This window comes from Alteromonas sp. ABH4_457 (assembly GCF_056160625.1).
The window spans coordinates 136,840-162,830 of sequence record NZ_JBSWXN010000002.1 but is presented as its reverse complement, the minus strand read 5'-3'; the positions used below and the strand labels follow the sequence as shown (position 1 = coordinate 162,830).

At 52.2% G+C, this 25,991-nt stretch carries 19 protein-coding genes; 4 read left to right on the top strand and 15 right to left on the bottom strand.

All coding sequences use genetic code 11. The annotated features are described in order from the left end of the window. Positions 1–51 precede the first annotated feature (51 nt). Complete coding sequence (ggt, locus tag ACXAGR_RS03915; protein ID WP_474848807.1) at positions 52–1,716, top strand: gamma-glutamyltransferase; 1,665 nt, start codon at positions 52–54, stop codon at positions 1,714–1,716. Between the two features lie 71 nt (positions 1,717–1,787). Further along, a complete protein-coding gene (locus tag ACXAGR_RS03910) occupies positions 1,788–2,705 on the top strand; it encodes a Dyp-type peroxidase (RefSeq protein ID WP_119502783.1) in 918 nt (305 codons plus the stop codon). Between the two features lie 5 nt (positions 2,706–2,710). Here the strand turns inward: ACXAGR_RS03910 and ACXAGR_RS03905 are convergent, their stop codons facing one another. Genes ACXAGR_RS03905 through ACXAGR_RS03895 form a run of 3 tightly spaced genes read right to left on the bottom strand, consistent with a single transcriptional unit; the run spans position 2,711 to position 6,120 of the window. Next, on the bottom strand, positions 2,711–3,799 hold the full coding sequence (locus tag ACXAGR_RS03905) for an adenylate/guanylate cyclase domain-containing protein (RefSeq protein ID WP_474841539.1): 1,089 nt from the start codon (positions 3,797–3,799) through the stop codon (positions 2,711–2,713). Positions 3,800–3,820: 21 nt separating this feature from the next. After that, on the bottom strand, positions 3,821–5,101 hold the full coding sequence (hemL, locus tag ACXAGR_RS03900; RefSeq protein WP_474848252.1) for a glutamate-1-semialdehyde 2,1-aminomutase: 1,281 nt from the start codon (positions 5,099–5,101) through the stop codon (positions 3,821–3,823). Positions 5,102–5,106: 5 nt separating this feature from the next. Further along, complete coding sequence (locus tag ACXAGR_RS03895) at positions 5,107–6,120, bottom strand: aspartate carbamoyltransferase (RefSeq protein WP_474848250.1); 1,014 nt, start codon at positions 6,118–6,120, stop codon at positions 5,107–5,109. A gap of 265 nt (positions 6,121–6,385) precedes the next feature. Between ACXAGR_RS03895 and ACXAGR_RS03890 the strand changes: the two genes are divergently transcribed. After that, positions 6,386–7,093 carry a DUF2982 domain-containing protein gene (locus tag ACXAGR_RS03890; RefSeq protein ID WP_303572068.1) on the top strand — a complete coding sequence of 236 codons (708 nt, stop codon included), beginning with the start codon at positions 6,386–6,388 and terminating at the stop codon, positions 7,091–7,093. 28 nt (positions 7,094–7,121) lie between these two features. Here ACXAGR_RS03890 and ACXAGR_RS03885 read toward each other — a convergent pair whose 3' ends face one another. From ACXAGR_RS03885 to hutI, 5 genes are all read right to left on the bottom strand, one after another. Continuing rightward, on the bottom strand, positions 7,122–10,229 hold the full coding sequence (locus ACXAGR_RS03885) for a hybrid sensor histidine kinase/response regulator (protein ID WP_474848805.1): 3,108 nt from the start codon (positions 10,227–10,229) through the stop codon (positions 7,122–7,124). Positions 10,230–10,391: 162 nt separating this feature from the next. After that, positions 10,392–12,047: a urocanate hydratase gene (gene hutU, locus ACXAGR_RS03880; RefSeq protein WP_474848248.1), complete on the bottom strand. Its 1,656-nt coding sequence runs from the start codon at positions 12,045–12,047 to the stop codon at positions 10,392–10,394. Between the two features lie 9 nt (positions 12,048–12,056). Beyond that, entirely contained in the window at positions 12,057–12,857 is an 801-nt protein-coding gene (gene hutG, locus ACXAGR_RS03875; protein WP_474848246.1) for an N-formylglutamate deformylase, read from the bottom strand. Next, positions 12,854–14,398, bottom strand: a complete 1,545-nt coding sequence (hutH, locus tag ACXAGR_RS03870; protein ID WP_474848244.1) for a histidine ammonia-lyase — start codon at positions 14,396–14,398, stop codon at positions 12,854–12,856. The genes hutG and hutH overlap by 4 nt, the downstream gene beginning before the upstream one ends. Continuing rightward, the gene (hutI, locus tag ACXAGR_RS03865) at positions 14,395–15,615 is read right to left on the bottom strand and encodes an imidazolonepropionase (RefSeq protein WP_474848242.1); all 1,221 of its coding nucleotides are present in this window, start codon (positions 15,613–15,615) and stop codon (positions 14,395–14,397) included. Before hutI ends, hutH begins: the two co-directional genes overlap by 4 nt. Before the next feature lie 202 nt (positions 15,616–15,817). On the opposite strand from hutI, the gene ACXAGR_RS03860 reads away from it, so the two are divergent. Beyond that, entirely contained in the window at positions 15,818–17,146 is a 1,329-nt protein-coding gene (locus ACXAGR_RS03860) for a Na+/H+ antiporter family protein (RefSeq protein ID WP_474848240.1), read from the top strand. 35 nt (positions 17,147–17,181) lie between these two features. Here ACXAGR_RS03860 and hutC read toward each other — a convergent pair whose 3' ends face one another. The 7 genes from hutC to ACXAGR_RS03825 all read right to left on the bottom strand — a co-directional run bounded on the left by hutC (position 17,182) and on the right by ACXAGR_RS03825 (position 25,983). Further along, positions 17,182–17,919 (bottom strand): histidine utilization repressor, encoded by a 738-nt coding sequence (hutC, locus tag ACXAGR_RS03855; protein ID WP_474841522.1) that lies wholly within the window; start codon positions 17,917–17,919, stop codon positions 17,182–17,184. Beyond that, on the bottom strand, positions 17,919–19,295 hold the full coding sequence (locus tag ACXAGR_RS03850) for a formimidoylglutamate deiminase (protein WP_474848238.1): 1,377 nt from the start codon (positions 19,293–19,295) through the stop codon (positions 17,919–17,921). The genes hutC and ACXAGR_RS03850 overlap by 1 nt, the downstream gene beginning before the upstream one ends. 115 nt (positions 19,296–19,410) lie before the next feature. Then, positions 19,411–22,032 carry a M14 family metallopeptidase gene (locus ACXAGR_RS03845; protein WP_474848236.1) on the bottom strand — a complete coding sequence of 874 codons (2,622 nt, stop codon included), beginning with the start codon at positions 22,030–22,032 and terminating at the stop codon, positions 19,411–19,413. A gap of 482 nt (positions 22,033–22,514) precedes the next feature. Next, positions 22,515–23,303 carry a DeoR/GlpR family DNA-binding transcription regulator gene (locus tag ACXAGR_RS03840; RefSeq protein WP_474848234.1) on the bottom strand — a complete coding sequence of 263 codons (789 nt, stop codon included), beginning with the start codon at positions 23,301–23,303 and terminating at the stop codon, positions 22,515–22,517. A 50-nt stretch (positions 23,304–23,353) separates the two neighbouring features. Next, on the bottom strand, positions 23,354–24,361 hold the full coding sequence (locus ACXAGR_RS03835) for a sugar kinase (RefSeq protein WP_474848232.1): 1,008 nt from the start codon (positions 24,359–24,361) through the stop codon (positions 23,354–23,356). A gap of 10 nt (positions 24,362–24,371) precedes the next feature. Beyond that, positions 24,372–25,145: an IclR family transcriptional regulator gene (locus tag ACXAGR_RS03830; protein WP_119502766.1), complete on the bottom strand. Its 774-nt coding sequence runs from the start codon at positions 25,143–25,145 to the stop codon at positions 24,372–24,374. Between the two features lie 76 nt (positions 25,146–25,221). After that, on the bottom strand, positions 25,222–25,983 hold the full coding sequence (locus ACXAGR_RS03825) for a glucose 1-dehydrogenase (protein WP_474848230.1): 762 nt from the start codon (positions 25,981–25,983) through the stop codon (positions 25,222–25,224). Between the last annotated feature and the right edge of the window lie 8 nt (positions 25,984–25,991).

Genomic DNA, 25,991 nt, shown 5'->3' with positions numbered 1-25,991 from the left:
GAAATGCATTTGCGACTGATAAAAAAGAGTCTGAAGCCGGTTATCACCGGTATGGTATTACTGGGCGTGTCTGCCGTCGCCTGGGCATACGACCGGATCACCGGTGAAATGTTTGCCAGCCGTTCTGAGGTTATTGCACAGCACGGGATGGTAGCCACCAGTCAGCCGCTGGCGACCCAGGTGGGGCTGGATATTCTTAAGCAGGGTGGCAATGCTATCGACGCAGCGATTGCAGCGAATGCCATGCTTGGTCTGGTGGAGCCCACCGGAAGCGGTATCGGCGGTGATCTGTTTGCCATCGTGTGGAGTGCAGAAGAGAAGAAACTGTATGGTCTGAATGCGTCCGGCCGCTCACCCCGTACCCTGACCAAAGCCGTGTTTGCAGAAAAAGGGCTCAATAAAGTGCCCTCATTTGGTCCGTTGCCGGTATCGGTTCCCGGTGCCGTGGATGGCTGGTTTGAGCTGCACAGCAAGTTCGGTTCTCTGCCTGTGACAGCCATTTTAACCCCGTCTATTGAATATGCCCGCAACGGTTTTCCGGTTTCTGAACTCATTGCGTATTACCTGCAAATGAATGCAGACCGGATTGGTCAATATGACGGATTTGCTGAAACCTTTATGCCCGGCGGTAAAGTACCGCAAAAAGGGGATGTGTTTAAGAACCCCGGACTGGCTGCCACCTACGAAAAAATTGCCACCGGCGGCAGAGATGCTTTTTATAAAGGCGATATTGCGCGGACAATCGCTGCCTACATGAAAGAGCAGGGCGGATACCTTACCTTAGATGATTTGGCCAGCCATACGTCGGAGTGGGTCGAACCGGTATCCGCGAATTACCGGGGGTACGATGTATGGGAATTACCCCCTAACGGACAGGGCATTGCAGCTCTGCAAATCCTGAATATTCTTGAGCGTTACGATATTGAAGGGATGGGGTTCGGCTCAGCAGACTACATTCACACTTTCGTTGAAGCGAAAAAGCTGGCATTTGAAGACCGCGCAAAATTCTATGCAGATATGGCATTTACTTCAGTGCCCGTAGACTGGCTGGTGTCTAAAGACTACGCCGCAGAGCGGCAGCAACTTATTAATCCGGAAAAAGCGGCCAAACGCTATGATGCCGGTGTGTACGAAGGTGATACCGTGTACCTGACTGTCGCCGATAAAGACGGCAACATGGTGTCTCTGATCCAGAGTAACTACCGTGGTATGGGCTCAGGTATGACGCCGCCGGAACTGGGCTTTGTGCTGCAGAACCGGGGGGAGCTGTTCACCATGCAGGAAGGACACGCAAACGAGTATGCACCGAGCAAGCGTCCTTTCCACACGATTATTCCTGCCTTCGTTACCCGCAATGGTAAGCCGTGGTTAAGCTTTGGTGTAATGGGCGGTGCCACCCAGCCACAAATGCATGCACAAATCGTTGTCGACCTGATTGATTTTGGCATGAACTTACAGGAAGCCGGTGACGCGCCCCGTATATTACATTCCGGTTCCAGCAGTCCTACCGGACATCTCATGCTGGATGGCGGTCAGGTACACCTTGAATCAGGCTTCAGCGAAACGGTCAAACGGGAACTGATGGAGAAAGGTCACACTCTGCAACCTGCCGTCGGGATCTACGGCGGTTATCAGGCAATTATGCTGGATAGTCAGCGGGGCGTGTATTTCGGTGCCTCTGAAAGCCGAAAAGATGGACAAGCCGCGGGGTATTGAGCCACACTATTAGTTACTGGCCCGGGAAAATGCCCATAAATCAATAATCAGCGGGCAAACGGAAGGATGTCATGAGTCAACCTCAAAAAGGGGTGTGCGCCGAACCGAATCTGCATGCGCAATATTTATTGCTGAATGTCGTGGATGACGATGCAGAAACGGTGAGGGGAAAGCTTGCCCGCGTGTTGGATATATTCGATTTTTACGAAAACGAGCACTATGAAGCCATGCTCACCGGCATGATTGCCATCGGTGCCGGTTTCTGGTCTGAATTGTATCCGGGCTTTATTCCCACTGAACTGGCTCCGTTTCCGGATATGCAGTGTGAAGATCGCACTGCCCCTTCCACGCCCTGCGACCTGTTTATTCAAATACGTGCTGACCGTGCTGATATTTGTCATGCGGTAGGCATGGAAGTGATGGAGCTGCTCAGGCTGCACGTTGAGCTGGTGGAGCAGGTAAGAGGTTTCCGTTATCTCGACGGCCGTGACTTGAATGGTTTTATCTATGCGCCGGATAATCCGCGGGGAATGCAGCGTCGTAAAACCGGCATTATCGATAATGACGAACTGGCTTTTAACGGCGGCAGTTACGTGCATGTGCAACGTTACCGTCACGATTTGCGACGCTGGGAAAGTCTTACTGCCCGTCAGCAGGAACAAATTATCGGTCTGACCCGGGAACACAACCTGGTGAGTCAGGAGCAAAACCCCATGTCTCATTGTATCCGCGCGTCAGCGAAAGGGCCTGATGATGATTTGCCGGGGTTAATTAAGCAGGGAATGCCTTACGGAGATCTGACAACGCAGGGACTTTTCTTTGTGAGCTGTTCAGCCAGTGCACGGCCTTTCAAGTCTATGTTGCACAGCCAGGTTTTCGGAACCGGAGACGGTGATTATGACCGCTGGCTGGATTACACCAGTGCGGAAACCGGAGCATCTTTCTTTGCGCCGCCGGTTAACTTTATCCGCGAGCACGCAAAAAAATAACCAGGTTAGTGGTGCAGCTTCAACGCACCGTCCCAGTCTTCACTGAGCGTTAAATTGCGGTATTGCAGGCACACATCAATGTGATGCTGAGGCAGTTGATCCTGCGGATTGATATCTCTGGCTTTCATGAAGTGAGCAATGGCGTCGTCCCACTCCCTGCGCATACGACAGGCCAGTCCGGCGGTGATTTGTGTTTGTACAGAGAGCCTGGCTTTCTGTTCTTCCTCACTCAGATGGTCGAGCACTTCATACACTTCAATGGCACTTTGCCGGCCTTTCACTTTAACCCAGTCAAGTAAACGGGTTTTAACCGGATAGCCCGCGCCTACCGTTTCCAGGGTTTGTGCGCTGACAATAATGTCAGCATTGTATTTTTTGGTCAGTGACTCAAGTCTGTAAGCAATATTCACACTGTCGCCGAGTACCGTGGTGTCCATACGGTCATCTGAACCGATAGTACCGATGATCACCGGCCCGAAATGAATACCAATCCCGATATTAATGGGCAGATATTCACAGTTGTCCCTGTGAGAGTTGTACATCACCAGCGCTTTACGTAAATCGATAGCAGCCTGAAGGGCGTCGCGGGCTTTATCTTTGGCGGTGCCGCCCGGGTGGTCGAACAGCGCCATAATGGCGTCGCCAATAAATTTGTCGATAAATCCACGGTTCTGGTGAATAGGATCATTCATTCGCAGGAAATAGGAATTCAGGAAGCCCATGAGTTCCTGCGGGCTGAGATGCTCTGACAAGCCGGTGAAGCCGCGGATATCACAAAACAGGATAGCCACTTCATCTTCGTCTGCATGTCCCAGTTCCAGCGTGGCTCCGCTGCCATGTTTGGCAAAGTGTTCAACGAACTGACGGGGGACGAATTTCTGGAAGGTTTTACTCAGTTGCATCGCCTCATTGGCTTTTTCGACGTAACTGGCTTCACGGCCGTCAGGGGTATCAGAAACAGGCGTTTTCTTCGGATGTGTTCTGTCGAGTTCAGCCTTCAGTTCGCGGATTTGTGCAGACTGTCTGAACAGGAAATATGCGGCAACACCGCCCACAGCGATAAGACTATAAATGAGTAGCCAGCTTAACGTCATGGTGTCACCACATATCCAACACTACAGAGAGCCTAACACTTTATCAGCAATGCTGAGTGTTTTATCAATTACGTCTGCTGTGTGCATTTTTGACACAAACCCTGCTTCATAAGACGCCGGAGCCAGGTAAACACCGTTGTCCAGCATGCCGTGATAAAACACCCGGAATTGCTCCTGGTTGCAGTTGATGGCCTGCTGGTAGTTCGTCACGCGGTCAATGCCGGTAAAGAACAAGCCGAACATGCTGCCGGCAACGTTGGTGGTCATAGGGATGCCGTGTTTATCCGCCAGAGCCTGAAAACCGTCTGCCAGTGCCTGAGTTTGAGCGAAAATCCCTTCATACATGGCGTCATCATCTAGTTGAGCCAGTGCGGCAAGGCCGGCTGCCATGGCTACAGGATTACCTGATAAAGTCCCTGCCTGATAAACCGGGCCGGTAGGGGCGATATGTTCAATTATGTCGCGGCGACCACCGAATGCGCCCACCGGCATACCGCCACCAATCACTTTACCCAGACAGGTAAGGTCCGGCTTGATGTTGTATCTTGCCTGTGCACCGCCTTTGGCGACACGGAAGCCTGTCATCACTTCATCGAAAATCAGTACACTGCCGTGGTCATCACAGATCTTACGTAACCCTTCAAGGAATCCTTCTACAGGCGGAATACAGTTCATGTTGCCGGCAACCGGTTCAACGATGATGCAGGCGATGTCATCGCCGTGTTCACGGAAGACTTCTTCAACGCTTTCAAGGTTGTTGTATTCCACCGTCAGCGTATGCTGCGCCACATCCGCAGGTACACCCGGTGAACTTGGTACGCCCAGTGTCAGTGCGCCGGAACCGGCTTTTACAAGCAGTGAATCGGCATGACCGTGGTAACAGCCTTCAAATTTAACCAGCTTGTTGCGGCCGGTATAGCCACGGGCCAGCCGGATTGCCGACATGGTTGCTTCGGTCCCTGAATTTACCATGCGTACCATTTCCATTGACGGCACCATGCTGCTGACCATTTCGGCCATGATAATTTCTGATTCTGTAGGCGCTCCAAAACTCAATCCGTTTTGTGCGGCATTGATAACAGCTTCACGGATTTTATCGTTGTTATGACCCAGTACCATGGGGCCCCAGGACTGCACGTAATCAATGTACTGATTGTCGTCAGCATCCCAGATGTAAGCGCCGTCTGCTTTAGTGATGAAACGGGGTGTGCCGCCTACCGCTTTAAAGGCACGGACCGGGGAGTTTACGCCACCGGGAATCGTTTTTTGCGCGCGGGCAAAGAGGACTTCAGATTTTGACATAATGCTTATTGGCTCTTGTTAGTGTACCAAACCACGTCGCGTTCATATTTCGCGACCAGATCTTCAACGCCCAGTGTCAGCGCGAAGAGTGCCATTCTTACCAGCACGCCGTTATCGGTCTGCCGGAAGATGGCCAGGTTCGGGTTGGTATTCAAATCGTTATCCAGCTCATTAGCTTCCATACGGGAATCCCGCGGAAGTGGATGCATGATCACCGTTTTTGACTGGAAATGCTTAGTGTAAATAGACTGGTTGAGGCGGAAGCGGCCACGGTATTTATTGGCTTCTTCCTGAGAAGGAAAGCGTTCTTCCTGAATGCGTGTCTGATAACAGATGTCCACATCTACCGTGCCGTCGATATGCTCAGAGATAGTCAGTTTGTGACCGGCATCTTCAATGGCAGAGACAATGTAGTCCGGCATGGCCAGCTCTGCTGGTGCGATAAGTGTAAAGTGGATATCCTTATACAAACACAGCAGTTTCGACAAAGAATGTACGGTACGGCCATATCGCAAATCACCAATCATGGCGATGTGGAGTCCGTCGATGCCTTTACCATTGTATTCCAGCTCACGCTTTATGGTAAATAAGTCCAGTAATGCCTGCGTCGGGTGTTCGTTTGCGCCGTCGCCGCCGTTGATGACCGGTACACGGCTGCCGTCAGCAAATTCGCTTACTGAACCCGCGTGCGGATGACGCATGGCAATAATATCGGAATAGCCACTTAATACACGGGCCGTGTCGTAAAGCGATTCACCTTTCGCCAGCGCAGAGTTACTCATGCCGGTGGTTTCCCGCACTTCCCCGCCAAGCAGGTTAAAAGCAGTCCCGAAACTTACCCGTGTACGTGTGCTGGGTTCGAAAAATAAGTTACCCAGGATGGCGCCGTCCAGCACCGTGGTGCGCTTCTGACGCTTTGCATAAGGCTCCATGGAATGGGCCACAGAAAAGACTTTCTCGATGGCATCACGATCGAATTGATTGACCGAAAGGATATGGTTGCCGGTAAACTGTGACATAGTGCTCTCAACAAACAAAATAAACCTGAACAGTTTATCAAAAAGCCGGCGATGTGTAGAGATAAGAACCTTAAATAGGTTTATGAGTTTTTCTGCGCAGGCCGGGGTAAAATCAAACTTTCTTCAGATAATCACCGGATGAATGTGACAAAGCGACCGCAGGCAAACAAACCATCCCGTTCATGGTGGCGGACTGACTGTCCGCAATGCCGGCGTCTGCGTATGATATTCATCTGGGCGGTTATCGTATTTGTGGTGTATTTTTATGTCTGGAACTGATTCTGACCCTATTTATGTCAGGGCAACGTCAAAGGGTAACGGCATCACTGCATTGGTGCTGGGTGTGGCCGGACTGATAATGTCGGCAATATGGATGAAATTTCTGCCGGACTGGCTGTTTCTGGCCGCTATTTTCCTGACCAGTGCGTCGATTGTATCGCTGCTCATCGGCTGGTTCAAAGTAAGAGAGCCTCAGTTCAGTATCGAAATTTCTCCGCAGGAAATCCGTTATCATCACCGGTTGGGCAACTGGCTGTTACAGTGGGATAACGTGCAGCGTATAGACTGCCCGCGGGTGCAGCAGGGTTTAGAACAGGTGGAGCTTGAAGCGGTAGGTTTCCGGATTAAAGACTACGGTGCGTTCTTAAATCATGTTTCCCCCCGGCTGGCCACCCATTTACTGATGGAGCAACGTCCGTTGCTGCTTCACAGGGATGAAAAAAACTGTAAAACCGGTGCCTGTTTTGAGCAGGAAATGTTTGATGATAAACATTACACCACTGCAGACAATCAAACTTTTACCGGCGTTAAAGCCATGCTGGCGAACAGAATGTCTCAGCTTCGTCAGTCGCTGGGGTATGATGTGTTTATTGCCGCCTCTGATATTGATCGTGAACCTGCTGACTTTGCCCGCTTTATGCGCCAGTGCCAGCAAGCCCGTCAGGACAGACTGATGGATACTCAGGCAGGTTGATGCCTGCACCTTCCCCTGAGTCTCCGGCTCAGGGGAAGGTGTAATTCATTTCTTCCAGGAAGCGTCTGGCTTCTGTCATTAATATTTCGCACTCATTCAGCAGGGCAGGCAGATGCTCTGCAATCAGGAAGTTTTGCTCAAGCTTTAGTGCGATTTCCAGTTCTGAAGCCAGTTCCTGTAACTTCGGTACACCGGTGTAGCAGCAGGCTCCGTGAAGTTTGTGCACTTCCGCCTTCAGGCCGTCGAAGTCTTTTTCTTTCCACATCGATTTTAATGTGGAAATGGTGGGCGGCAGCAACACCACAAAATCCCCCAGTAACGAGCGTGCAGCTTCCGGGTTCTGGTGGGTGCGTTTAACCGCCAGTTGCCAGTCCAGAGTAGGTAAAGCCATGGCTGTCGGGGTGGCGTTCTGACACCAGCGCTTAATCAAATCGAGAAGGGCGCCCATTTCGATAGGCTTGGGCAGATAATCGTCCATACCTGATGCCAGCAACCTTTCCTGTTCCTCTTTGAAAGCATGGGCGGTGACTGCAATGATAGGGGTACCCATATTCAGAGCCGTTTTGCGGATCAGTCTGGATGCCTGCAAACCATCCATACCCGGCATTTGAACATCCATCAGGATGAGATCATATTCCGTGCTCTGACAACGGTTAACGGCATCCTGGCCGCTCATGGACGTGGTCAGACTGACCGGTGAGTGATCCAGCCAGGTATGCAGCAGCTTAAGGTTCATTTCCATGTCATCAACAGCCAGAATACGTGCCTTGGGCAGGTTATTCATCTTATCCTGCATCGGATTACGGCGACGGGCTGTTTTCTGATGCAGCAGGCTTTCCAGTTTGGTGAGTGTGACAGGCATTCTTACCTGTTCATGGAAGTGCTGGGTCAGGCTGGGATACTGGTTGAACGGTTCCGGACCGGAGTACCACAGGATGCGTTTTTTCGCCGGAAACTCCACCAGTTCACTGAGGTACGTGTTCCGCTTCTCCAGATGGGAAACCGGTACAGTAGCAAACAGTAAATCAGGATGTATATCCAGCATGTTCAGAAAGGCTACGGAATCTGCTGATGTCACCCTGGCTCCCAGTGCGGTGAGCATGGAGGCAGTGGCTCTGCGGGTGTCCGGCACAGGGTCGAATACCACAACCCGTTTTCCAATCCATTCGGCGTTCGGTGTAAGACTGTATTTCTGACTAAGCTGATTCGCCCGCAGACGGATGTCAAAGACACTGCCAAGCCCGGGTACACTGTTTAAATCCAGAGTGCCGCGCATCAGTTTTATCAGTTCCCGGCAGATAACCAGACCAAGCCCTGTGCCCTGATAGCTACGGTTCAACGCATCATCAATCTGGGAGAAAGCATTAAACAGCTTTTTCTTATCCTGGCGGCTTATACCAATACCGGTATCTTCAATCCGGAAGTGTAATTCATGGATGCCGTGGGGCAGGGACGTGCCTCTAACTGTGAGGGTGATGGTGCCGGAAGAGGTGAACTTCAGGGCGTTACTGAGGAGGTTGTTCAGTACCTGCTTAATTCTGAATACATCGCCGATGAGTTTTTCCGGTAACGGGCCGGTATCAAAAACAAATTCCAGCCGCTTGGAGTGGGCAGACTTAGACATCAGCGTCACCATGTCTTCCAGTAACTGGTTCGGTGAGAATGGCTGATTGTTAATCTGCAGCTTACCGGCCTCAATTTTAGAGAAGTCGAGTACGTCATTGACGATACCCAGCAGGTTATCCGCCGCTGTGTTGATGATTCGAACCTGCTCCTGTTGTTCCACCGGCAGGGCAACATGGGTGAGCTCTTTACTGAATCCGAGAATGGCATTGAGAGGCGTACGGATTTCATGGCTCATATTGGCCAGGAACTGAGATTTTACGTTACTGGCTTTAATAGCGTCTTTGCGGGCAATGTCCAGACGGGCATTCTGCTCTTCAATGAGTTCCATATTATTGCGAAGCTCGTTGGTTGCCTGACTGACCTCAGAGGCCAGCTGATTGCGACTCTTTTCCATGAGGGCGAAAGAGAACAACCCGGCTTCGATAAACACGCCTACCTGGAAGCAGTATGTGGTGTAGTCATTGGAAGGTAAAATATTCAGTAAGCTCAGAATGCCCACGATTGCACCGCTGGCCAGCATGCCCCAGGCGAAGATGAAATAGAGGGCGGGTTTGAACTTATTAACGTAAGCCTCAAAGCCGGCATAGATGTAACTGCAAATCGCAATCATACCCACGCCATACACCAGGTTATTCTTCCAGATGTGAGGCAGCAAATCGATGAGACAGCCTGCGCCGATAACGCCCTGCAAAACCAGCAGAGACATGATCACCGGATGGGCATTCGGGGCATGTTTTCTGGTTTCCAGGAAGGTAACCGCGAACAGCCCGGAGCTGATCCCGATGATGACGAAAATCATCTCTGTATGCGCAGCAAACCACGGGTCAAAGCCGTCGCGGAATATCAGGTGAAGATGGCCGCCCCAGACAAATTGCCATAGCAATACCGCCATAATGTAGCCCACGTAAGCGACCAGGCTTGGCTCTCTGGAACCGAAGAACAGCGCGAAGTTGTATATTGCCAGAATGATCAGGCCGCCGTAGAACAATCCCCACAGCAGACTGTCCAGTTGTACGCCGAAACTATGGCGGGTTTCCGGCTCCACAGATAACGGTACAATCAGGCTGGAAGAGGCACTTTCGACCCGCAGGTATAACTCCAGCGGAGCGTCCACCGGCAGCTCAGCCCGCATGGTCGGTACGCGGAATATCTGCTCGGTTTGCAGCTTACCCTGATGACTTTGCTTTAAGACTTCATCGCCTCTGACGAGATAAAAATCGACTTTATCTAACTGGCTGAAATCGATATTGAATACCCAGTCACGGGTATTACTTGTGTTGTTGAATTTGGTAACCAGCCACAATGCGCGGGACTGAAAACCGAAGTTAGGATTCGGGTCGGTATAAAAACGGAAATCAGGACGACGCTTGATTGCTTCACTGATAGTCAGCTGCGTGTCTGTCTCGAAGTAAAATTCAAAATTGTCCGTCAGGCTGGTTTCAATATTTTCATTGATGAGCTGATGGGTAGTCTGAGCCTGAGCCGGCGCAGTGCACACCCCAAAAAACATCAAGATGCTGAACCAGGACCACAGTACTGCGCGCATTTTTGATAAGCTGGTTGGAAAAACGTGCGCCTATTAAACCACCAACAGGCGCGTTTGTACAAAAAACAGGGTGTAAATTGCTGCTATCTGTAAAATTAGCCTTCCGCATTACGGAAGGCTTGACGGTTATTTAAGCATAGGCAGATTCAGGTCGTGTTTCTGCGCACATTTCTGTGCCAGTTCGTAACCTGCATCAGCATGACGCATCACGCCGGTGGCCGGGTCATTCCAGAGTACACGGCCAATGCGCTTGTCAGCCTCTTCAGTACCGTCACATACAATCACAACACCTGAATGCTGGCTGAAGCCCATGCCCACACCACCACCATGATGCAGCGATACCCAGGTGGCACCGCCCGCTGTATTCAGCATGGCATTGAGCAGCGGCCAGTCGGAAACCGCATCCGAACCGTCCATCATGGCTTCGGTTTCACGGTTCGGGCTCGACACAGAACCGCTGTCCAGGTGATCACGGCCAATTACCACCGGCGCTTTAAGTTCGCCGTTACGGTACATTTCGTTGAACGCCAGTCCGAGACGGTGACGGTCGCCCAGTCCCACCCAGCAAATGCGTGCCGGTAAACCCTGGAAGCTGATCCGTTCCTGCGCCATATCCAGCCAGTTGTGCAATGAAGCGTCATCAGGCAGCAGCTCTTTTACTTTGGCATCGGTTTTGTAAATATCTTCCGGGTCGCCTGAAAGGGCAACCCAGCGGAATGGTCCTACACCTTCACAAAAGCGCGGACGAATATAAGCGGGTACAAATCCCGGGAAGTTAAAGGCATTGGTTACACCTTCCTGCAAAGCCACCTGACGGATGTTATTACCGTAATCAAAGGTAGGGATACCCATATCATCAAAGGCCAGCATCGCTTTTACATGTTCCGCCATAGACACTTTCGCTGCTGCAGTCACTGCTGCCGTGTCGCTCACCTGTTTCTCACGCCATTCTTCCAGCGTCCATCCCGCAGGCAGGTAGCCGTTAACCGGGTCGTGGGCTGATGTCTGGTCGGTAACCATATCCGGCTTAATGCCACGCTTAACCATTTCCGGCAGTACTTCCGCTGCATTTCCTAACAGGCCTACCGATACCGGTTTACCGTTTTCTTTTGCCCGTTCAAGGATGGCCAGTGCTTCATCCAGTGTTTCTGCTTTTTCGTCCAGGTAACGGGTGCGCAGACGCATATCAATGCGGGTAGCATCGCACTCAATAGCGAGCATGGAGGCGCCGGCCATGGTGGCCGCTAAAGGCTGTGCACCGCCCATACCGCCCAGTCCGGCAGTCAGGATCCAGCGTCCTGCCAGGTTACCGTTGAAATGCTGGCGGCCGGCTTCGACGAAGGTTTCATAGGTGCCCTGAACAATGCCCTGAGAGCCGATGTAAATCCATGAGCCGGCAGTCATCTGGCCGTACATCATGAGGCCTTTTTTATCGAGCTCGTTAAACGTGTCCCAGTTCGCCCAGTGAGGAACAAGATTGGAATTGGCAATCAGTATCCGCGGCGCATTTTCGTGGGTGGGGAACACTCCCACCGGCTTCCCTGACTGCACCAGCAGGGTTTCATCGTCATTCAGGTTTTTAAGCGTATCGACAATCTTGTCGAAGCATTCCCAGTTTCTGGCTGCTTTACCGATACCGCCGTAAACCACCAGATCTTCGGGACGCTCCGCCACTTCCGGGTCCAGGTTGTTCATCAACATACGCAGGGGTGCTTCGGTCAGCCAGCTTTTAGCGTTCAGTTCACTGCCTCTCGGGGCACGGATTACTCGGGATGTTGTCATGATCTTTCCTCAGGATTTTGCCCGGTCAATCAGCCGGGAGAGTAACTGTTTTAATTCGTTTTGAAGCGGAGCAGCATAAGCCGCATCGTATTCCGGCCGGCCGGGTTCTGCCGGCTCACGCAGGTAGCAGCGCTGGGCGATTTCCAATTGCAGTGCATGAATACCTTGTCCCGGATTGCCGTAGTGACGGGTGATCCAGCCGCCTTTGAAGCGACCATTGCTTACCGCAGAATGAACGCTGCTTTGCAGCGCAGAAAATGCGATGGTGGCGTAGTCGCTGTGGCAACTTTTATCCGTGTTTGTCCCCAGATTCAGGCCCGGTAATTCGCCTTCAAATAAACGGGGGCACAGCGAGCGGATGGAATGGGCATCAAACAGGACGACCTGCCCGTGCTGACGCTTAAGCCGGTTCAGCTGGTGGGACAGTGCGTTGTGATAGGGCATAAACCACGTGGCTTTCCGGTATTCCGTTTCTTCTTCAGAAAGCGGTGCGGCATAAAACGGTACGCCGTCGAAACGTTCCTGCGGGCAAAGTTGTGTGGTGGTCTGGCCCGGATAAAGCGATACGCCGGACGGGTCCCGGTTTAAATCGATGACCGTGCGGGAGATATGGCTGCGCACCACGGTAATACCGAGTTCAGGCGCGAAACTGTATAGCTTGTCTACCCACCAGTCTGTGTCAGCCAGTGCCGTTTCTTTATCGCATTGCAGTTGTTGTGCTATTTCATCCGGTATGGTCAGTCCGGTATGAGGGATACTCAGCACAAGGGGCGCATTGCCCTCGCTGATTTCCAGCCAGTGAGTGCTCATGCTGACGCTCCGCCGGACTGCGCAGGGTTAAATATCTCTGCGACTGGTCCTGTGAGGTCTGAGCCTGCTACGAGCGCAAAGGCGGCTGCCATGTCTTTTGCCATGTAGCGGTCATCCTGCAACATAGGGACTTCACTACGCAGAGTTTGTCTGACGGTTTCCAGGTGAGGACTGGTTTTCATGTCACCGTGCAAATCGATGCCTTGCACGGCAATCAACAATTCTATGGCCAGAATATGCTGCAGATTGGTGTTCATACCAGCCAGTCTGCGTGCACCGTGCGCGGCCATTGAAACATGATCTTCCTGATTCGCGCTGGTGGGGATGGAGTCCACACTAGCCGGGAATGCCTGTTGTTTGTTTTCAGATACCAGGGCCGCGGCCGTAACCTGCGGGATCATAAAGCCGGAATTCAGGCCCGGACGGGGCGTCAAAAATGCCGGCAAACCTGACAGCGCCGGGTCAACCAGCATGGCAATACGCCGCTCGCTCAGTGAACCGGTTTCGCACACGGCCATGGCAATCATATCGGCTGCAAAGGCAACCGGTTCGGCGTGAAAATTTCCCCCTGACAGGGCTTCATCCGTATCACTGAAAATGAGGGGGTTATCTGACACACCATTGGCTTCAGTAAGCAGGGGGGTAGCGGCCTGATTCAGTAAGTCAAAAGCGGCACCCATGACCTGGGGCTGACAGCGAAGACAGTAAGGGTCCTGCACTTTCTCGCATTGCAGATGAGAGTCACGGATTGTACTGCCTTCCAGAAGCTCACGCAGCGCTGCAGCTACGGTGATTTGGCCCTGGTGACCACGCAAGGCGTGAATGCGTGGATCCATCGGGGCGGTTGAACCTTTGGCCGCATCGGTAGACATGGCACCGGTAATAAGTGCGGTGGCGAAGCCATGTTGTGCGGCGAACAGTCCTGCAAGGGCCTGAGCCGTAGAGTATTGGGTACCATTGAGGAGCGCCAGACCTTCCTTCGGTCCGAGGCTGAGCGGAGTGAGTGAAGCTTTAGCCATGGCGTCAGCGGCAGGCATTTGTTTGCCGTCGACCAGCACATCGCCCAGTCCGATGAGCGCCATAGTCATATGAGATAAAGGCGCAAGATCGCCGGATGCCCCGACTGAGCCTTTTTCCGGCACAACCGGCGTGATGCCCTTATTCAGGAAAGCTTCCAGCAGTTTAACCGTTTCCAGCTTCACACCGGATGCGCCATGTCCAAGGCTGGCCAGTTTGAGCGCCATCATCAAACGGATAACGTTAACCGGAGCCGGCTCACCCACACCGGCAGCATGAGAAATGACGATGTTGTGCTGCAGTTGTGCCAGCTGATCATCAGGAATACGGACATTTGCCAGTTTTCCGAAGCCGGTATTAATACCGTATACCGGTTTGTTGCGGGCGATAATGCGCTGTACTGCCTGTTCTGAAGCAATCACCCGGGGTAAAGCATCTTCGTGCAGAACAGCCGGTGCGCCTTCGTAAATCGTACGCCAGTCTTTAAGTGATACCTGACCAGGTTGCATTATTATTGTTGTCATTTTTCCAGTCCTCTGAAGATTCGGCGACGTAAGGGATTAAGTCCGATTTGATAGATAAGGTGTGCCGGTGACGGTGCGTTCCAGCAGGCAAGGTCGCAGTACTTTCCGGCTTCCAGACTGCCGGTCTGAGATTGCTGACCCAACGCAGCGGCGGCATGAACTGTCATACCACTGAAGGCTTCAGCAACGGTAAGTCCGAAAAGGGTACAGGCCATGTTCATGATAAGTAGTGGTGACGTTACCGGCGATGTACCGGGATTGGCATCTGTAGCAACAGCCATCGGAACATTGTGTTGTCTGAGTAATTCAACCGGTGGCTTCTGCGTTTCTCTCAAACAGTAAAAGGCGCCCGGCAGTAGCACTGCTACGGTGCCGGAAGCGGCCATGGCTTCCACGTCTTTCGCGGTGGCAAATTCAATGTGATCGGCAGACAGCGCCTGATAGTTTGCTGCCAGCGACACGCTGCCATTATCTGACAGTTGTCCGGCATGAAGCTTTACCTTGAGTCCGGCTTGTCTGGCAGTGTCGAAAATCCGGCTGGTTTGATGTGGCGTAAAGGCAATGTGCTCACAAAATGCGTCCACTGCATCAATGTTGCCATCTGCCAGTGCAGCCGGGAACAGCTGTTCACATACATACGACACATAGTCGTCAGCGCGGCCTTTAAATTCCGGCGGTACCACATGCGCGGCCAGCAGTGTGGGGGAGACTGACACTGCCCGGTGCTGCGCCAGTGACCGTGCAACCCGTAACTGCTTAAGTTCAGACTCAATATCCTGTCCGTAACCGGATTTTATCTCTACCGTCGTCACACCCTGTGCAAGCAGACTGTCGAGCCGGGGCAGGGTTTCATCCAGCAGGGTTTGTTCTGATGCGGCGCGGGTTGAGGTGAGCGTAGACATAATGCCGCCACCTTGTGCGGCGATGTCAGCGTAACTGGTCCCTTCCAGCCTGGCTTCAAATTCATTGGCACGGCTGCCTGCATACACCAGATGGGTATGACAGTCGATGAGGCCGGGTGTTACCAGCAGGCCCTGTAAGTCAATAACCTGGTCAGACTGATACTGCGCAGTGACGGCGGCAGCAGGACCGGCGGCCAGAATTTTGCCATCAGCCATCGCGACGGCACCGTCTTCTGTTATCGCCAGAGGGGCGGCGGGATCGGCCATGGTTACCAGCCTTGCATTCACCCAAATCTTTTCAGCTTGTTGCTTCATGCGCTTGTCTCTGTGGACGCTATTTCAATTTAATATAGCCAACAATTTTTAATATGTATAGTCATATAAATCCAAATATTTATCCATTTCATCGCAATATCTATGTTGCGTCTTGTATTTATTGCCAGCCCCCGATATAACAGAACAATAAAAATAAAATTGCCTGTCACCATTAGTATAAGTATAGACATAAGAGGTAAGCATGAATTCAGTGTTGATTGCGGTGTGCATAATGCTGGCGCTAAGTCTGGCGCGGGTGCACGTAGTTATAGCGCTTATTATCGCGACGTTTGCAGGTGGCCTGCTCAGTGGTCTGGGTACCTTAGGCACGCTGAATAACTTCAACAGCGGACTGGGTGCAGGCGCAACGGTGGCACTGTCGTATGCCTTTCTGGGGGCCTTTGCGGTGGCAATTTCCCGCTCGGGTATTCCTGATCTGCTGGCAGGACAGGTCCTGAAAAAACTTGATAAGAAGCAGGGTGAAAATCCCGCGCTGGCACGGACTATCCGTTATGGCGTAATGGCTGCTTTGTTAGTGATGGCGGTATGCTCGCAAAACCTCATTCCTATTCATATTGCCTTTATTCCGTTGCTGGTACCGCCTCTGCTGCTGGTCACGCAAAAGCTGAAGCTGGACCGCCGGGCCATTGCCTGCGTGCTGACGTTTGGTTTGATCACCCCGTACATGTTTCTGCCGGTGGGGTTCGGTTCCATTTATCTGAATGACATTCTGCTGGTAAATCTGCAGGAAAGCGGTGCTGATGTGTCCGGTGTATCTGTCATCCGGGCCATGGCATTGCCTGCCCTTGGCATGCTGGCCGGTTTACTGGTTGCTGTGTTTATCAGCTACCGCAAACCGCGGGAATACAGTGATAAAAAGCTGAAACGGGCTGAGCATACAGAGGTGAAATACAGCGGCCGTTCACTGGCGGTGTCAGGTGTTGCCGTGATTACTGCATTTGTGGTGCAACTGATGTTTGACTCTATGGTGCTTGGTGCACTGGTGGGCTTTGTGATCTTCAGTATCAGCGGGGTTATCCGCTGGAAGCAGGCCGATGATGTTTTTGTTGAAGGCATGAAGATGATGGCCAACGTGGGCTTTATCATGATCACAGCGTCCGGGTTCGCGGCAGTGATGCGTGCAACCGGAGATATTCAGTCTCTGGTTGATACCAGTGCGGCGTTGATTGACAACAGCAAGGCGTTAGGCGCGCTGATGATGTTAGTGGTGGGTCTGGTGATCACCCTTGGCGTGGGCTCTTCTTTTTCCACTGTCCCGATTATCGCCGCGATTTTTGTGCCGCTGGCCTTGCAACTGGGTTTTAGTCCGCTGGCCATTGTCACGCTGGTGGGCACGGCAGGTGCACTGGGCGATGCGGGCTCTCCGGCTTCAGATTCCACTTTGGGACCCACTGCCGGACTCAATGCAGACGGTCAGCACAACCATATCTGGGACACGGTTGTACCTACCTTCTTACACTACAATTTACCCTTGCTGGCAGGCGGTTGGGTTGCTGCCATGTTGCTATAGCAGGAAGCCGCAGCCTTTATAAAGCGTGGCTGCGGTTAACCGAAAGCGGGTGAGAAACGGGCGAGAAGATTATAGGCATCGCCCGGAAATAACTGTCTTACGTAAGTGATCCCTTCGCCGCCACGCCATGTCTGACGCTCCAGTAACAGGCATGCTGTACCTTCTTCAATACCCAGCGCTTCAGCCTGTTCTGCATTGGCTGAAATGGCAGAGATACGGTGCTGGGCTTTACTCCAGGCTACATGTTCAAGCAGCCAGTGACCCGGCGACACATCCTCAAACGTGATGCCTTCAGCCTCAGGGACGGCATTCAGGTTGATGAGACGCATTTCCAGTGCAAAGGGCCGGTTACTTGCCAGATGAAGACAGCGTAATTCCAGTAACGGATTGTCAGCACCCAGTTCCAGTTCTTCCGCTTTCCGTTTCTGCGCGGTGCGTTTGCGCCGTGATAACAGAGAGAAGCCGTATGGCTGCCCCCGGTTAGCGATTTCAGTTTGTATATCAGGAATATCCACAATGACAGACTGAATTTTCGGACGCGCCACAAAAGAGCCGGCGCGACGGCGGCGGTGAATCAATCCTTCATCTACCAGAGAGGTAATGGCTTTGTTTACCGTCATACGGGAACACCCGTAGTTCTCAACAAGTTCATGCTCAAAAGGGATTTTGTAACCCGGAGGCCAGGTGCCCGAGAGGATCTGCTGACGAATGTCGTTGCAGATTGTCTGGTGCAGCGTATCTTTGACCCCTTTTTCCTGCGGTTCTGGCGGCATTACTGAAATACTCTGTTAATAGTCTTAATGAAGGCGCGTTGCGCGTGTTCTCTGCCGGCATGGCGGCCTTCTTTTACTGTAAGCCGGCCATTTACCCACACACAGTCAATCAGGTCTTTATTGTGACAGAAAACCAGTTGCTCGATAATATTATCGTGAGACCTTAGCATATCGGGTAACCCGCTGATTTTCAAAGAAACCATATCGGCACAGGCGCCGGGCTGTAATCCGGGAGCAACGCCCAGTGCCTGAGCGCCGCCGGCAACGCTTTGTTGCCACAAAGACTGACCACAGCGTTCACCTGCATGACGCTGGCTTACATTCCGGTTTTGCAGTTGCAGGCGCTGACCATATTCAAGCAGGCGTAACTCTTCCGGTGCATCAATTTTTACGTTGGAGTCTGAACCCACACCAATGCGGCCGCCGGCTTCCAGGAACGGGTTAAGCGGAAACAGACCATCGCCCAAATTGGCTTCGGTAACAGGGCACAACCCAGCGACAGCTTGTGAACGTGCAATACCGGAAATTTCGGCGTCATCCAGGTGAGTAGCATGCACCAGACACCAGCGCGCATTCACGGGCTGATTGTCCAGCAGCCACTGAACGGGACGGGCGCCGTAATGGGCCAGACAACTGTTCACCTCTTTCATTTGCTCTGCAATGTGAATGTGAACCGGTCCGTTTCCCAGCGACGTTAAAAACTGCAGCTCTTCTCCGGTCACTGCCCGTAAACTGTGAGGGGCTACGCCGGTTACGGCACCGTCTGTAGTCAGCAGCCGGCGTTCAATATGCTCATAGAGTTTACCGAAGTCGTCGGTGCTGTGAATGAACCGTTGCTGTGCAGCTTCCGGTGCCTGACCGCCGAAACCACTGTGCGCATAGAAAACCGGAAGCATTGTGAGGTTGATGCCGGTATCGGTGGCAGCATCGATGATGGCATCACTCATGGCGGCGGGCTGGCCGTACGGTTTACCATCAGGCGCATGGTGAAGGTAATGAAATTCGCCAACACGGGTAAACCCGCTCTCCAGCATTTCAATGTATGCAAGGGTGGCAATCGCAGTAAGATCGTCCGGTGTGAGTTTTTCTAAAAAGCGGTACATTACCTGCCGCCAGGTCCAGAACGAATCTGCGCCCGGTCCTTTCACTTCTGCAAGCCCTGCCATCCCTCTTTGAAAGGCGTGACTGTGCAGGTTTGGCATGCCGGGAAGCAGCGCATCAATCACAAGATCTGAAGGTTCAGGGCTTGCCGGTGTGATATGACTTATTTTCCCGCCGGCAATACTGATGCGCTGATCCTGATGCCAGCCGTCAGTGAGCAATACATGACGGGCAAAAAGGGTATAGTCAGAAAGCGATGCAGTATGTGATGTCATGGTAGCTACCATTCGGAAGATGATAGATTTATTGTATAGACATAATTTGAGAAAGGGAACAAAAATACCGGCTCAGTCGTTGACAGAGCCGGTTGCATAGTTATGCGTTGTGGCGTTACTTGTACAGGTTGTTGAAGATAAACTTGTACGTGCCGTGTGACTGGGCGCGCCATTGAGGCTGGAAGCCCAGCAGATACACCTCGCCGTCACCGTAATTCACTTCCATAGCAGCCGCTTTGCCATTTATCGCTTCAGGGTGCAGCAACACACCGCTCAGCAATACGTCACCTTCTTCAGAATAGGAAGACAATATGGTGCCGTCAAAGCCGGGTAATGTATCAAAGGCAGGACCGTGAGAGAACATCACTACCGGGTCGTCCGGCAGGCCCTGTGTGGCGGCACTGTCAGCTTCTTTATTCAGTTCGGTTTGTACCAGCGCACCGGCACAGTAGAAAACGTCACTGCCCACACCGGCGAGGACATTTTTTACCGGCAGTCCCAGTAAGCTGATAGCGGCATCAGACGCCTGGTTGAAGGCAATGAGTTTACCGCCACGGGCAACAAAATCCCGTAATGCCTGTGCACCTTCTGAACCAATGCCTCCGGCATATTTTGCCGGTACAGGATCTTCTGTGGCACCACCGGTACGGTTATACCAGCTGTCGCTCTTGGGTGCACTGAAGCCTTCGGTGATCCAGCTTAAATCGATGTCCGGCAGTACCAGTACATCAATTTTCGACAGTAAATCTCCGGCTTTCATATCGTCGTTGTACAGGGTGACCGGGTTATAACCGTACTGCTCGAATATCCAGCGGGTCCAGCCTTCGTCCATAGACGGTTTCCACGGACGGTAGAGTCCAACTCTCGCTGTTTCTACTGCCTGCGCATTTTCAGGTGCGCGGGAAGTGCTTTGCAGAGTAACATCGTGGGCTGTGGCCAGCGCTTCAGCGCTGTCTTTGTCTATCCCTGAAATAAAGAATGCGGGTTGCTCGTCATGCATTCCGCGGCTTACCGAAGCACCTTTTGCAAGGGCTGCATTAATCAGGGCGAAGCTGGCATTCTGATTCTGAGGAGCAACAAAAACATTACCGCGGCCTTCAATACCGGAGGGCAGATCTACGGTTGTAACAGCTTTCAGTTTCTTCTTGTCGCGGTCAGACAGTTTGGATGTCAGCGCTACTGTATCCACACCCATTTGCAGGGGTAAAGTCCAGCCTGTGGCATCGTAGGGCAGATTTTCCGGAAGGCCGTCTTTATCAACAAAGGTAGCGGGATACGTTTGACGTTCAAACAACTCCTGTACCAGTCCGGCGAACGGCTGATCCATGGGGATAACCCAGCTGCCTGCAGCGACTTTGGTATCGCCGAATGTAGCGGATTTACTTACCTGATACACCTCAATCTGCTGGCGCAGCATGACTTCTACCAGTTCACCGGCCTCTGATAAATCGTGTTGCTGAGCCGGAATTATCCAGGCAAAAGGCCCTTCTTCTCTGAAACGTGCGACGGTATCGCGACCTGACTGATAGCGGTCATACAAGATTTGCTCGCGGTAGCGTGACGCAGTATCCAGCGTAGAAATCGAAGCCACTTCCATATAGTGTACGGCATCACCCAGCGTCCATTTGCCGCCTTTCCACGGAGACGGATACATCACCTGAGGCTTCAGATCTTTGCGGTTATCCGGAAAATCTTTGGCATCGTATTCCCAGGGCGTGGCATAAAGGTGAAGAGCCGTTTCCGTGAAATAGGAAATAGTGTGGCGGAAGGCGTGGGTGTAATCCAGAAAACCCGGGAACCAGTTATCAAACCGGGCCTGCGCGATGGCTCCCGGTAACTGCTGGTGTTCAAACTCGCCAATCATGTGCATACCAATCAGACTGGTCCAGTGTCTTACCAGCGGGTCGATATTTTCTGAAATAGGATCTGAAAACGGCGGTACCCAAATCCGTGCAGGGAAGGGCGCTTTCTGGTGCTGGGAATAGAAAATCGCCGGCGCATTTTCCTGGACCTGAGCGGTGACAGAGCGGCTTTCTGTCATATTCAGCATATAGCCGTCACGGTTGTTGTCGTGGCCGACGTACTCCTGATACAACCACGGCATGGGGCTGGTTTCGTGCTCTGTTCCGGTGTTCTGGCGATACCAGTCAACCACCATGTCCTGTCCGTCCGGGTTCAGTGTTGGCCATAAAACCAGAATCACATCGTCAAGGATGCGGCTGATTTTCGGGTCGCCCGGGGTCACCATGGTATGAGCCAGTTTGATAGGGAGCTGATGGTCAGCCACTTCAGAGGCGTGCATGCCGCCATCAATATGAACGATAATTTTTGACGTGGCAGCCAGTTTCCGGGCTTCCTCATCCGTCAGATCTCTGGAGTCAGCCAGCCTGCGGGAAATGGCTTTATACTCTTCCCACTTCGCCAGGTTTTCCGGTGTGGAGATGATGGCGTATTCGAAGGTTTTACCTTGCGTGGTTTTACCCGCCGTGAACATCTGCATTTTATCCGTGCTGTCTGCCAGCGCATGAAAATACTTCAGTGAATCTTCGTAATTCGCCAGATAAAAATCATCACCCGGCGCGTGCCCCAGCACATCAACCGGAGCCGGTATGGCATCGTTTTGTGCCAGTACCGGCGCAGAGGTGCCAAGCAGGCCACTGATCATCAAACCCAAAGCCAGCTTTCTAAAGGATTTAACTGGCTTTGTTGTAAAAAACGCCCCGTTGGAAAAAGTCATATTTGTTCCTTTTTTAATGTTGTTATCCGGCAACCGCACTGTAGTGCCATTGCCTGAGTGTCCGTCAGAAAAAGTCCTTACGTACGGTTATACCAACTGTTCCGGGTTGAGCGCTACTGGCAAACACATTGGGATATGATGAACTGCCGCTGATATACATGTGTGGCTTTCATTATCGCATCCTTATGCAGGTGGTATTTTAATAGGTCTATACATTTAAGGATTGCGGGTGCAATAACTCTGCCTTTGATACTTTTGTATAGTGTGAGTATCCTATTTATCGCGTTGAATTTCGTAATTATGAGGATGGCTTTACTAATATTTCAGTTAAAGTGCAGCGGGGTTTTCAGTTTCTATAGATATATACAAGATAATTTCCGGTGAATAAATATGCTATTTAGCTGAATGTTGAGCGTGGAGAGTGCAACTTGCACTAATGTTGGGCGGAGGGGCTTACGGCGGGAAAACACTGAGGCGCGGTACTAACCACACGCCTCAACAATCATGACATCCACGCCATGCTGCCTGATACCTTGCACGGCTTCAGGATTGGCCTGGCTGTCTGTGATCACAATGTCTACTTCCTCCAGGCCACAGAACAGCAGGTTGCCCTTCACACCGATTTTGGTGCTGTCAGCCAGTACCACCAGCTTGTCAGCCCGTTTGCGAAGTTTCTGTTCTGCGAGAATTAGCAGCGGGTCGGTTTCCATGATGCCAAATTCGCTGACCCCGGGTGACCCCATGAACATCATGCTGCCCCGGTATTTTTGCGTCGTATCGTTTTCAAACGAGCTGAGAATAATGCTCTGGTGGCGGTAAACCTGTCCGCCGGGCAGGGCAACCTGATTCTGGCTGCTTTCCAGCAGTTCGTGGGCAAGAATGAATGAGTTAGTCAGGATGTTCAGTTTTCTGTCCGCCAGGAACTCGGCCATCATAAAGGTCGATGTACCGCCGTTTATAATGATGGCCTCACCGTCCTGAACGAGCTGGGTGGCTGCTTTGGCAATCATCCGCTTAGTGTTCGCATTACGGCTTCTGTCCTGTGCAAAAATGCTGGCAGAGAGCCCGGGTTTGCTGTCCCGTACCGCATTCTCTTTTACCTGCGCACCGCCACGAATTTTGCGAATTTTGTCCAGTGCCGCCAGCTTGACTAAATCCCGGCGGATGGTGGCTTCTGACGATTTTAACTGTGAGCAGAGATCTTTCACGCTGAGAAATTCGGTTTCATCCAGAGCGCTGATGATCAGTTGATGCCGTTGTTTTTCAAGCATGTGCGGTCTTCTTATTTTTCCGTCAATAACAAGGGGCAACGAACCCCGGTTTATCCTGCCGTTTCCGGACGGGCAGTGGTTTCTGTGTCGTGGAGCCGGTTTAAAGCCTCTGTGAAAGCGGATTCCGGCACAATGGCTCCCGGAAACCGGATAATGGTGGACGCCACGTCAGCCCCCTGCTGCGCGGCCTGACGGACGCTTTTTCCGTCGAGACGTGCTGCCAGATAGCCGCCGGTAAATCCGTCACCCGCCGAGGTGGTATCGACAACATGGGCTACCGGTGTCACGGGAATGGTCACCATGGTTTCATTAAACAGCACGCGTATCTTGTCGGTTCCGTTCTTCGCAACAACTTCTTTCACGCCCCAGTCAGCTACAATATCCATCACATCAAAACAGTCTTTGTGACCGAAAAGCAGTTTGTGTTCATCCATGCCGGGAAAGGCGATATCAGCAATATGGTAAGCCCGTCGGGTCCATACTGCGGCTTCATCAACAGATGCCCACAGTTGCGGCCGGTAGTTAGGATCAAACGCTACTCTGATACCGTTTTCTCTTGCCTGATGCAGCCAGTCGAACAATAAAGCCCGTTGGGTTTCATCCAGCACTGCCAGTGTAATTCCGCTCAGGTAAATTAAATCTGCCTGCGGTAGAGGCGATTGTTCTGACCCGGCAAGGGTTTGCTGCCACAGCGTTACCCATTCCCTTGCTGCCGCGTCATTGCGCCAGTACTGAAAGCTTCTTTCTCCACTGGCGTCGGTATGAATGGCATAGAGTCCCGGCCCCTTTTCGGGGTGTGTGAGTATGAAGCCGGTGTTGATGCCTTCCTCACCCATGGCCTGTTTCATTGCTACACTAAACGGATCCTGCCCCACAGCGGTGAGCATGCTCACCTCGCAGTCGGGCAGGCAGCGCTTGAGATATACCGCCGTGTTGTAAACATCGCCGGCAAAACTCTGCCTGAACAATCCGGGTTCCGCGCGGGATAATTCCACCATCACTTCGCCGGCAAGCAGGCAGCGTGGCATGGTTGTATTAAAAAGCGAATCTGCTGTCACAGGCACCGACCTAATTGCTTACCCGTTCAAGCTGATAGGCATCTTTATAGATGCCTCTGGCTGCTTCTTTAACCATTTCAGCCACTTTAGGCACGGCTGTTTTGGGAAATACAGCGGCCGGTGCGGTGATACCCACCGATGCCACTACGGTGCCCAGACTATTGCGCACAGGAACAGCAACACAACGTACGTCCTTGTTATATTCTCTTTCGTCAACGGCATAGCCTAATGCCCGGACCCGGTTAAGCTCTTTGCGCAAATCGGCGATGTTAGTGATGGTAAACGGCGTATGCTGTTCCATAGGATGTTCGGCCAGCAACAGTTCCAGATTGTCGTAATACAAAAACGCCAGAAATACCTTTCCTGTTGAAGAACAGTGCATTTGGGCTTCTACGCCCGGGCGTTTGGATACCATTAACGGATTCGGGCTGTCGAACACTTCGACGATCAGCGCTTTACCGTGATTCGGTACAGCCAGATGCGCAGTATGACCGGTGCGCAGGGCCAGGCGCTGAATATGGGGAATGGCCATTTGCTGCATGCGATCTGAGTGAATGATTTGCAGACCCAACTGCATCAGATTGGCACCACAGAAGTAAATTTTGCCGCGCTTTTCCAGCATCTCTTCAGCAACCAGCGTACGCAGTAAACGGAAAACCGTGGTTCTTGGCAGATCCAGTGCAGCTTCCAGTTCCTGCATGGTCATGCCGCGATCTCTGCTGGCCAGCAAGCGGAAAACTTCGCAGGCATGCACCACACTGGGTATCAAATATCGTTCTGTCATAACTGTGTCCTTTTTTGCTATGTAGCTAACCTTTATTCGCTGCCGGAAGGGAACTGCCAATCCCGCCCGGTACGGGTTACCGGGCTAAGAATCCGCCATCCACGGCCAGAATGTGTCCGTTGATGTAATTGCTCGCTGCGCTGGCAAGAAAAACGGCTGCCCCCTGTAAGTCCTGCGCCTCGCCCCAGCGGTTAGCAGGAATACGCTTGAGAATTTCAGTGCTGCGGTTTTCATCATCCTGCAGGGCCTGAGTATTGTCGGTACGGATGTAGCCCGGTGCGATGGCATTAACCTGCACATTATGCGCGCCCCATTCATTGGCCAGCGCTTTGGTTAAACCGGCAATGGCGTGTTTGCTGGCGGTATAGGCAGGAACCGTTATGCCTCCGCTGTAGCTCAGCATCGATGCAATATTGATAATTTTCCCCGACTGGCGCTCTACCATGGTTTTGCCGATGGCTTGCGACAAAATAAATGCAGAATCAATATTCACCCGCATCACTTCCTGCCATTTATCCAGCGGAAAATCAGTTGCCGGTGCCCGGAAAATCGTTCCGCCGTTATTGAGCAGAATATCCACGCCGCCATACACAGATAACGCTTCTTCAGCGAGGGCTTGTGTTGCATCAGCGTCACTTAAATTGGCTGACAATGCGGTGGCTTCGCCACCGTTATCGCGGATTTGGGCAACAGTATCGTCACACCCGCCGGCGCGGCTGCTGGCACAGATCACTCTGGCGCCTGCACTGGCAAGCCCGCTGGCGAGGGCCTGGCCTATTCCACGGCTCGCGCCCGTCACCAGGGCTGTTTTGTTCGTTAGATCAAATGAAACAGACATAACCGGTT

Coding starts and splice junctions, on each gene's coding strand:
- ACXAGR_RS03895 (WP_474848250.1), bottom strand. CDS start 6,120: ATGTCACAGTTTACCGGCAACCATATCCTTTCGGTCAATCAATTCGAT.
- ACXAGR_RS03905 (WP_474841539.1), bottom strand. CDS start 3,799: ATGACGTTAAGCTGGCTACTCATTTATAGTCTTATCGCTGTGGGCGGT.
- ACXAGR_RS03860 (WP_474848240.1), top strand. CDS start 15,818: ATGAATTCAGTGTTGATTGCGGTGTGCATAATGCTGGCGCTAAGTCTG.
- hutG (WP_474848246.1), bottom strand. CDS start 12,857: ATGAGCACTCACTGGCTGGAAATCAGCGAGGGCAATGCGCCCCTTGTG.
- ACXAGR_RS03845 (WP_474848236.1), bottom strand. CDS start 22,032: ATGACTTTTTCCAACGGGGCGTTTTTTACAACAAAGCCAGTTAAATCC.
- ggt (WP_474848807.1), top strand. CDS start 52: ATGGTATTACTGGGCGTGTCTGCCGTCGCCTGGGCATACGACCGGATC.
- hutC (WP_474841522.1), bottom strand. CDS start 17,919: ATGCCGCCAGAACCGCAGGAAAAAGGGGTCAAAGATACGCTGCACCAG.
- hutU (WP_474848248.1), bottom strand. CDS start 12,047: ATGACAACATCCCGAGTAATCCGTGCCCCGAGAGGCAGTGAACTGAAC.
- hemL (WP_474848252.1), bottom strand. CDS start 5,101: ATGTCAAAATCTGAAGTCCTCTTTGCCCGCGCGCAAAAAACGATTCCC.
- ACXAGR_RS03830 (WP_119502766.1), bottom strand. CDS start 25,145: ATGACAGAACGATATTTGATACCCAGTGTGGTGCATGCCTGCGAAGTT.
- ACXAGR_RS03825 (WP_474848230.1), bottom strand. CDS start 25,983: ATGTCTGTTTCATTTGATCTAACGAACAAAACAGCCCTGGTGACGGGC.
- hutI (WP_474848242.1), bottom strand. CDS start 15,615: ATGAAGCAACAAGCTGAAAAGATTTGGGTGAATGCAAGGCTGGTAACC.
- ACXAGR_RS03885 (WP_474848805.1), bottom strand. CDS start 10,229: ATGTTTTTTGGGGTGTGCACTGCGCCGGCTCAGGCTCAGACTACCCAT.
- ACXAGR_RS03890 (WP_303572068.1), top strand. CDS start 6,386: ATGTCTGGAACTGATTCTGACCCTATTTATGTCAGGGCAACGTCAAAG.
- hutH (WP_474848244.1), bottom strand. CDS start 14,398: ATGACAACAATAATAATGCAACCTGGTCAGGTATCACTTAAAGACTGG.
- ACXAGR_RS03840 (WP_474848234.1), bottom strand. CDS start 23,303: ATGCTTGAAAAACAACGGCATCAACTGATCATCAGCGCTCTGGATGAA.
- ACXAGR_RS03910 (WP_119502783.1), top strand. CDS start 1,788: ATGAGTCAACCTCAAAAAGGGGTGTGCGCCGAACCGAATCTGCATGCG.
- ACXAGR_RS03850 (WP_474848238.1), bottom strand. CDS start 19,295: ATGACATCACATACTGCATCGCTTTCTGACTATACCCTTTTTGCCCGT.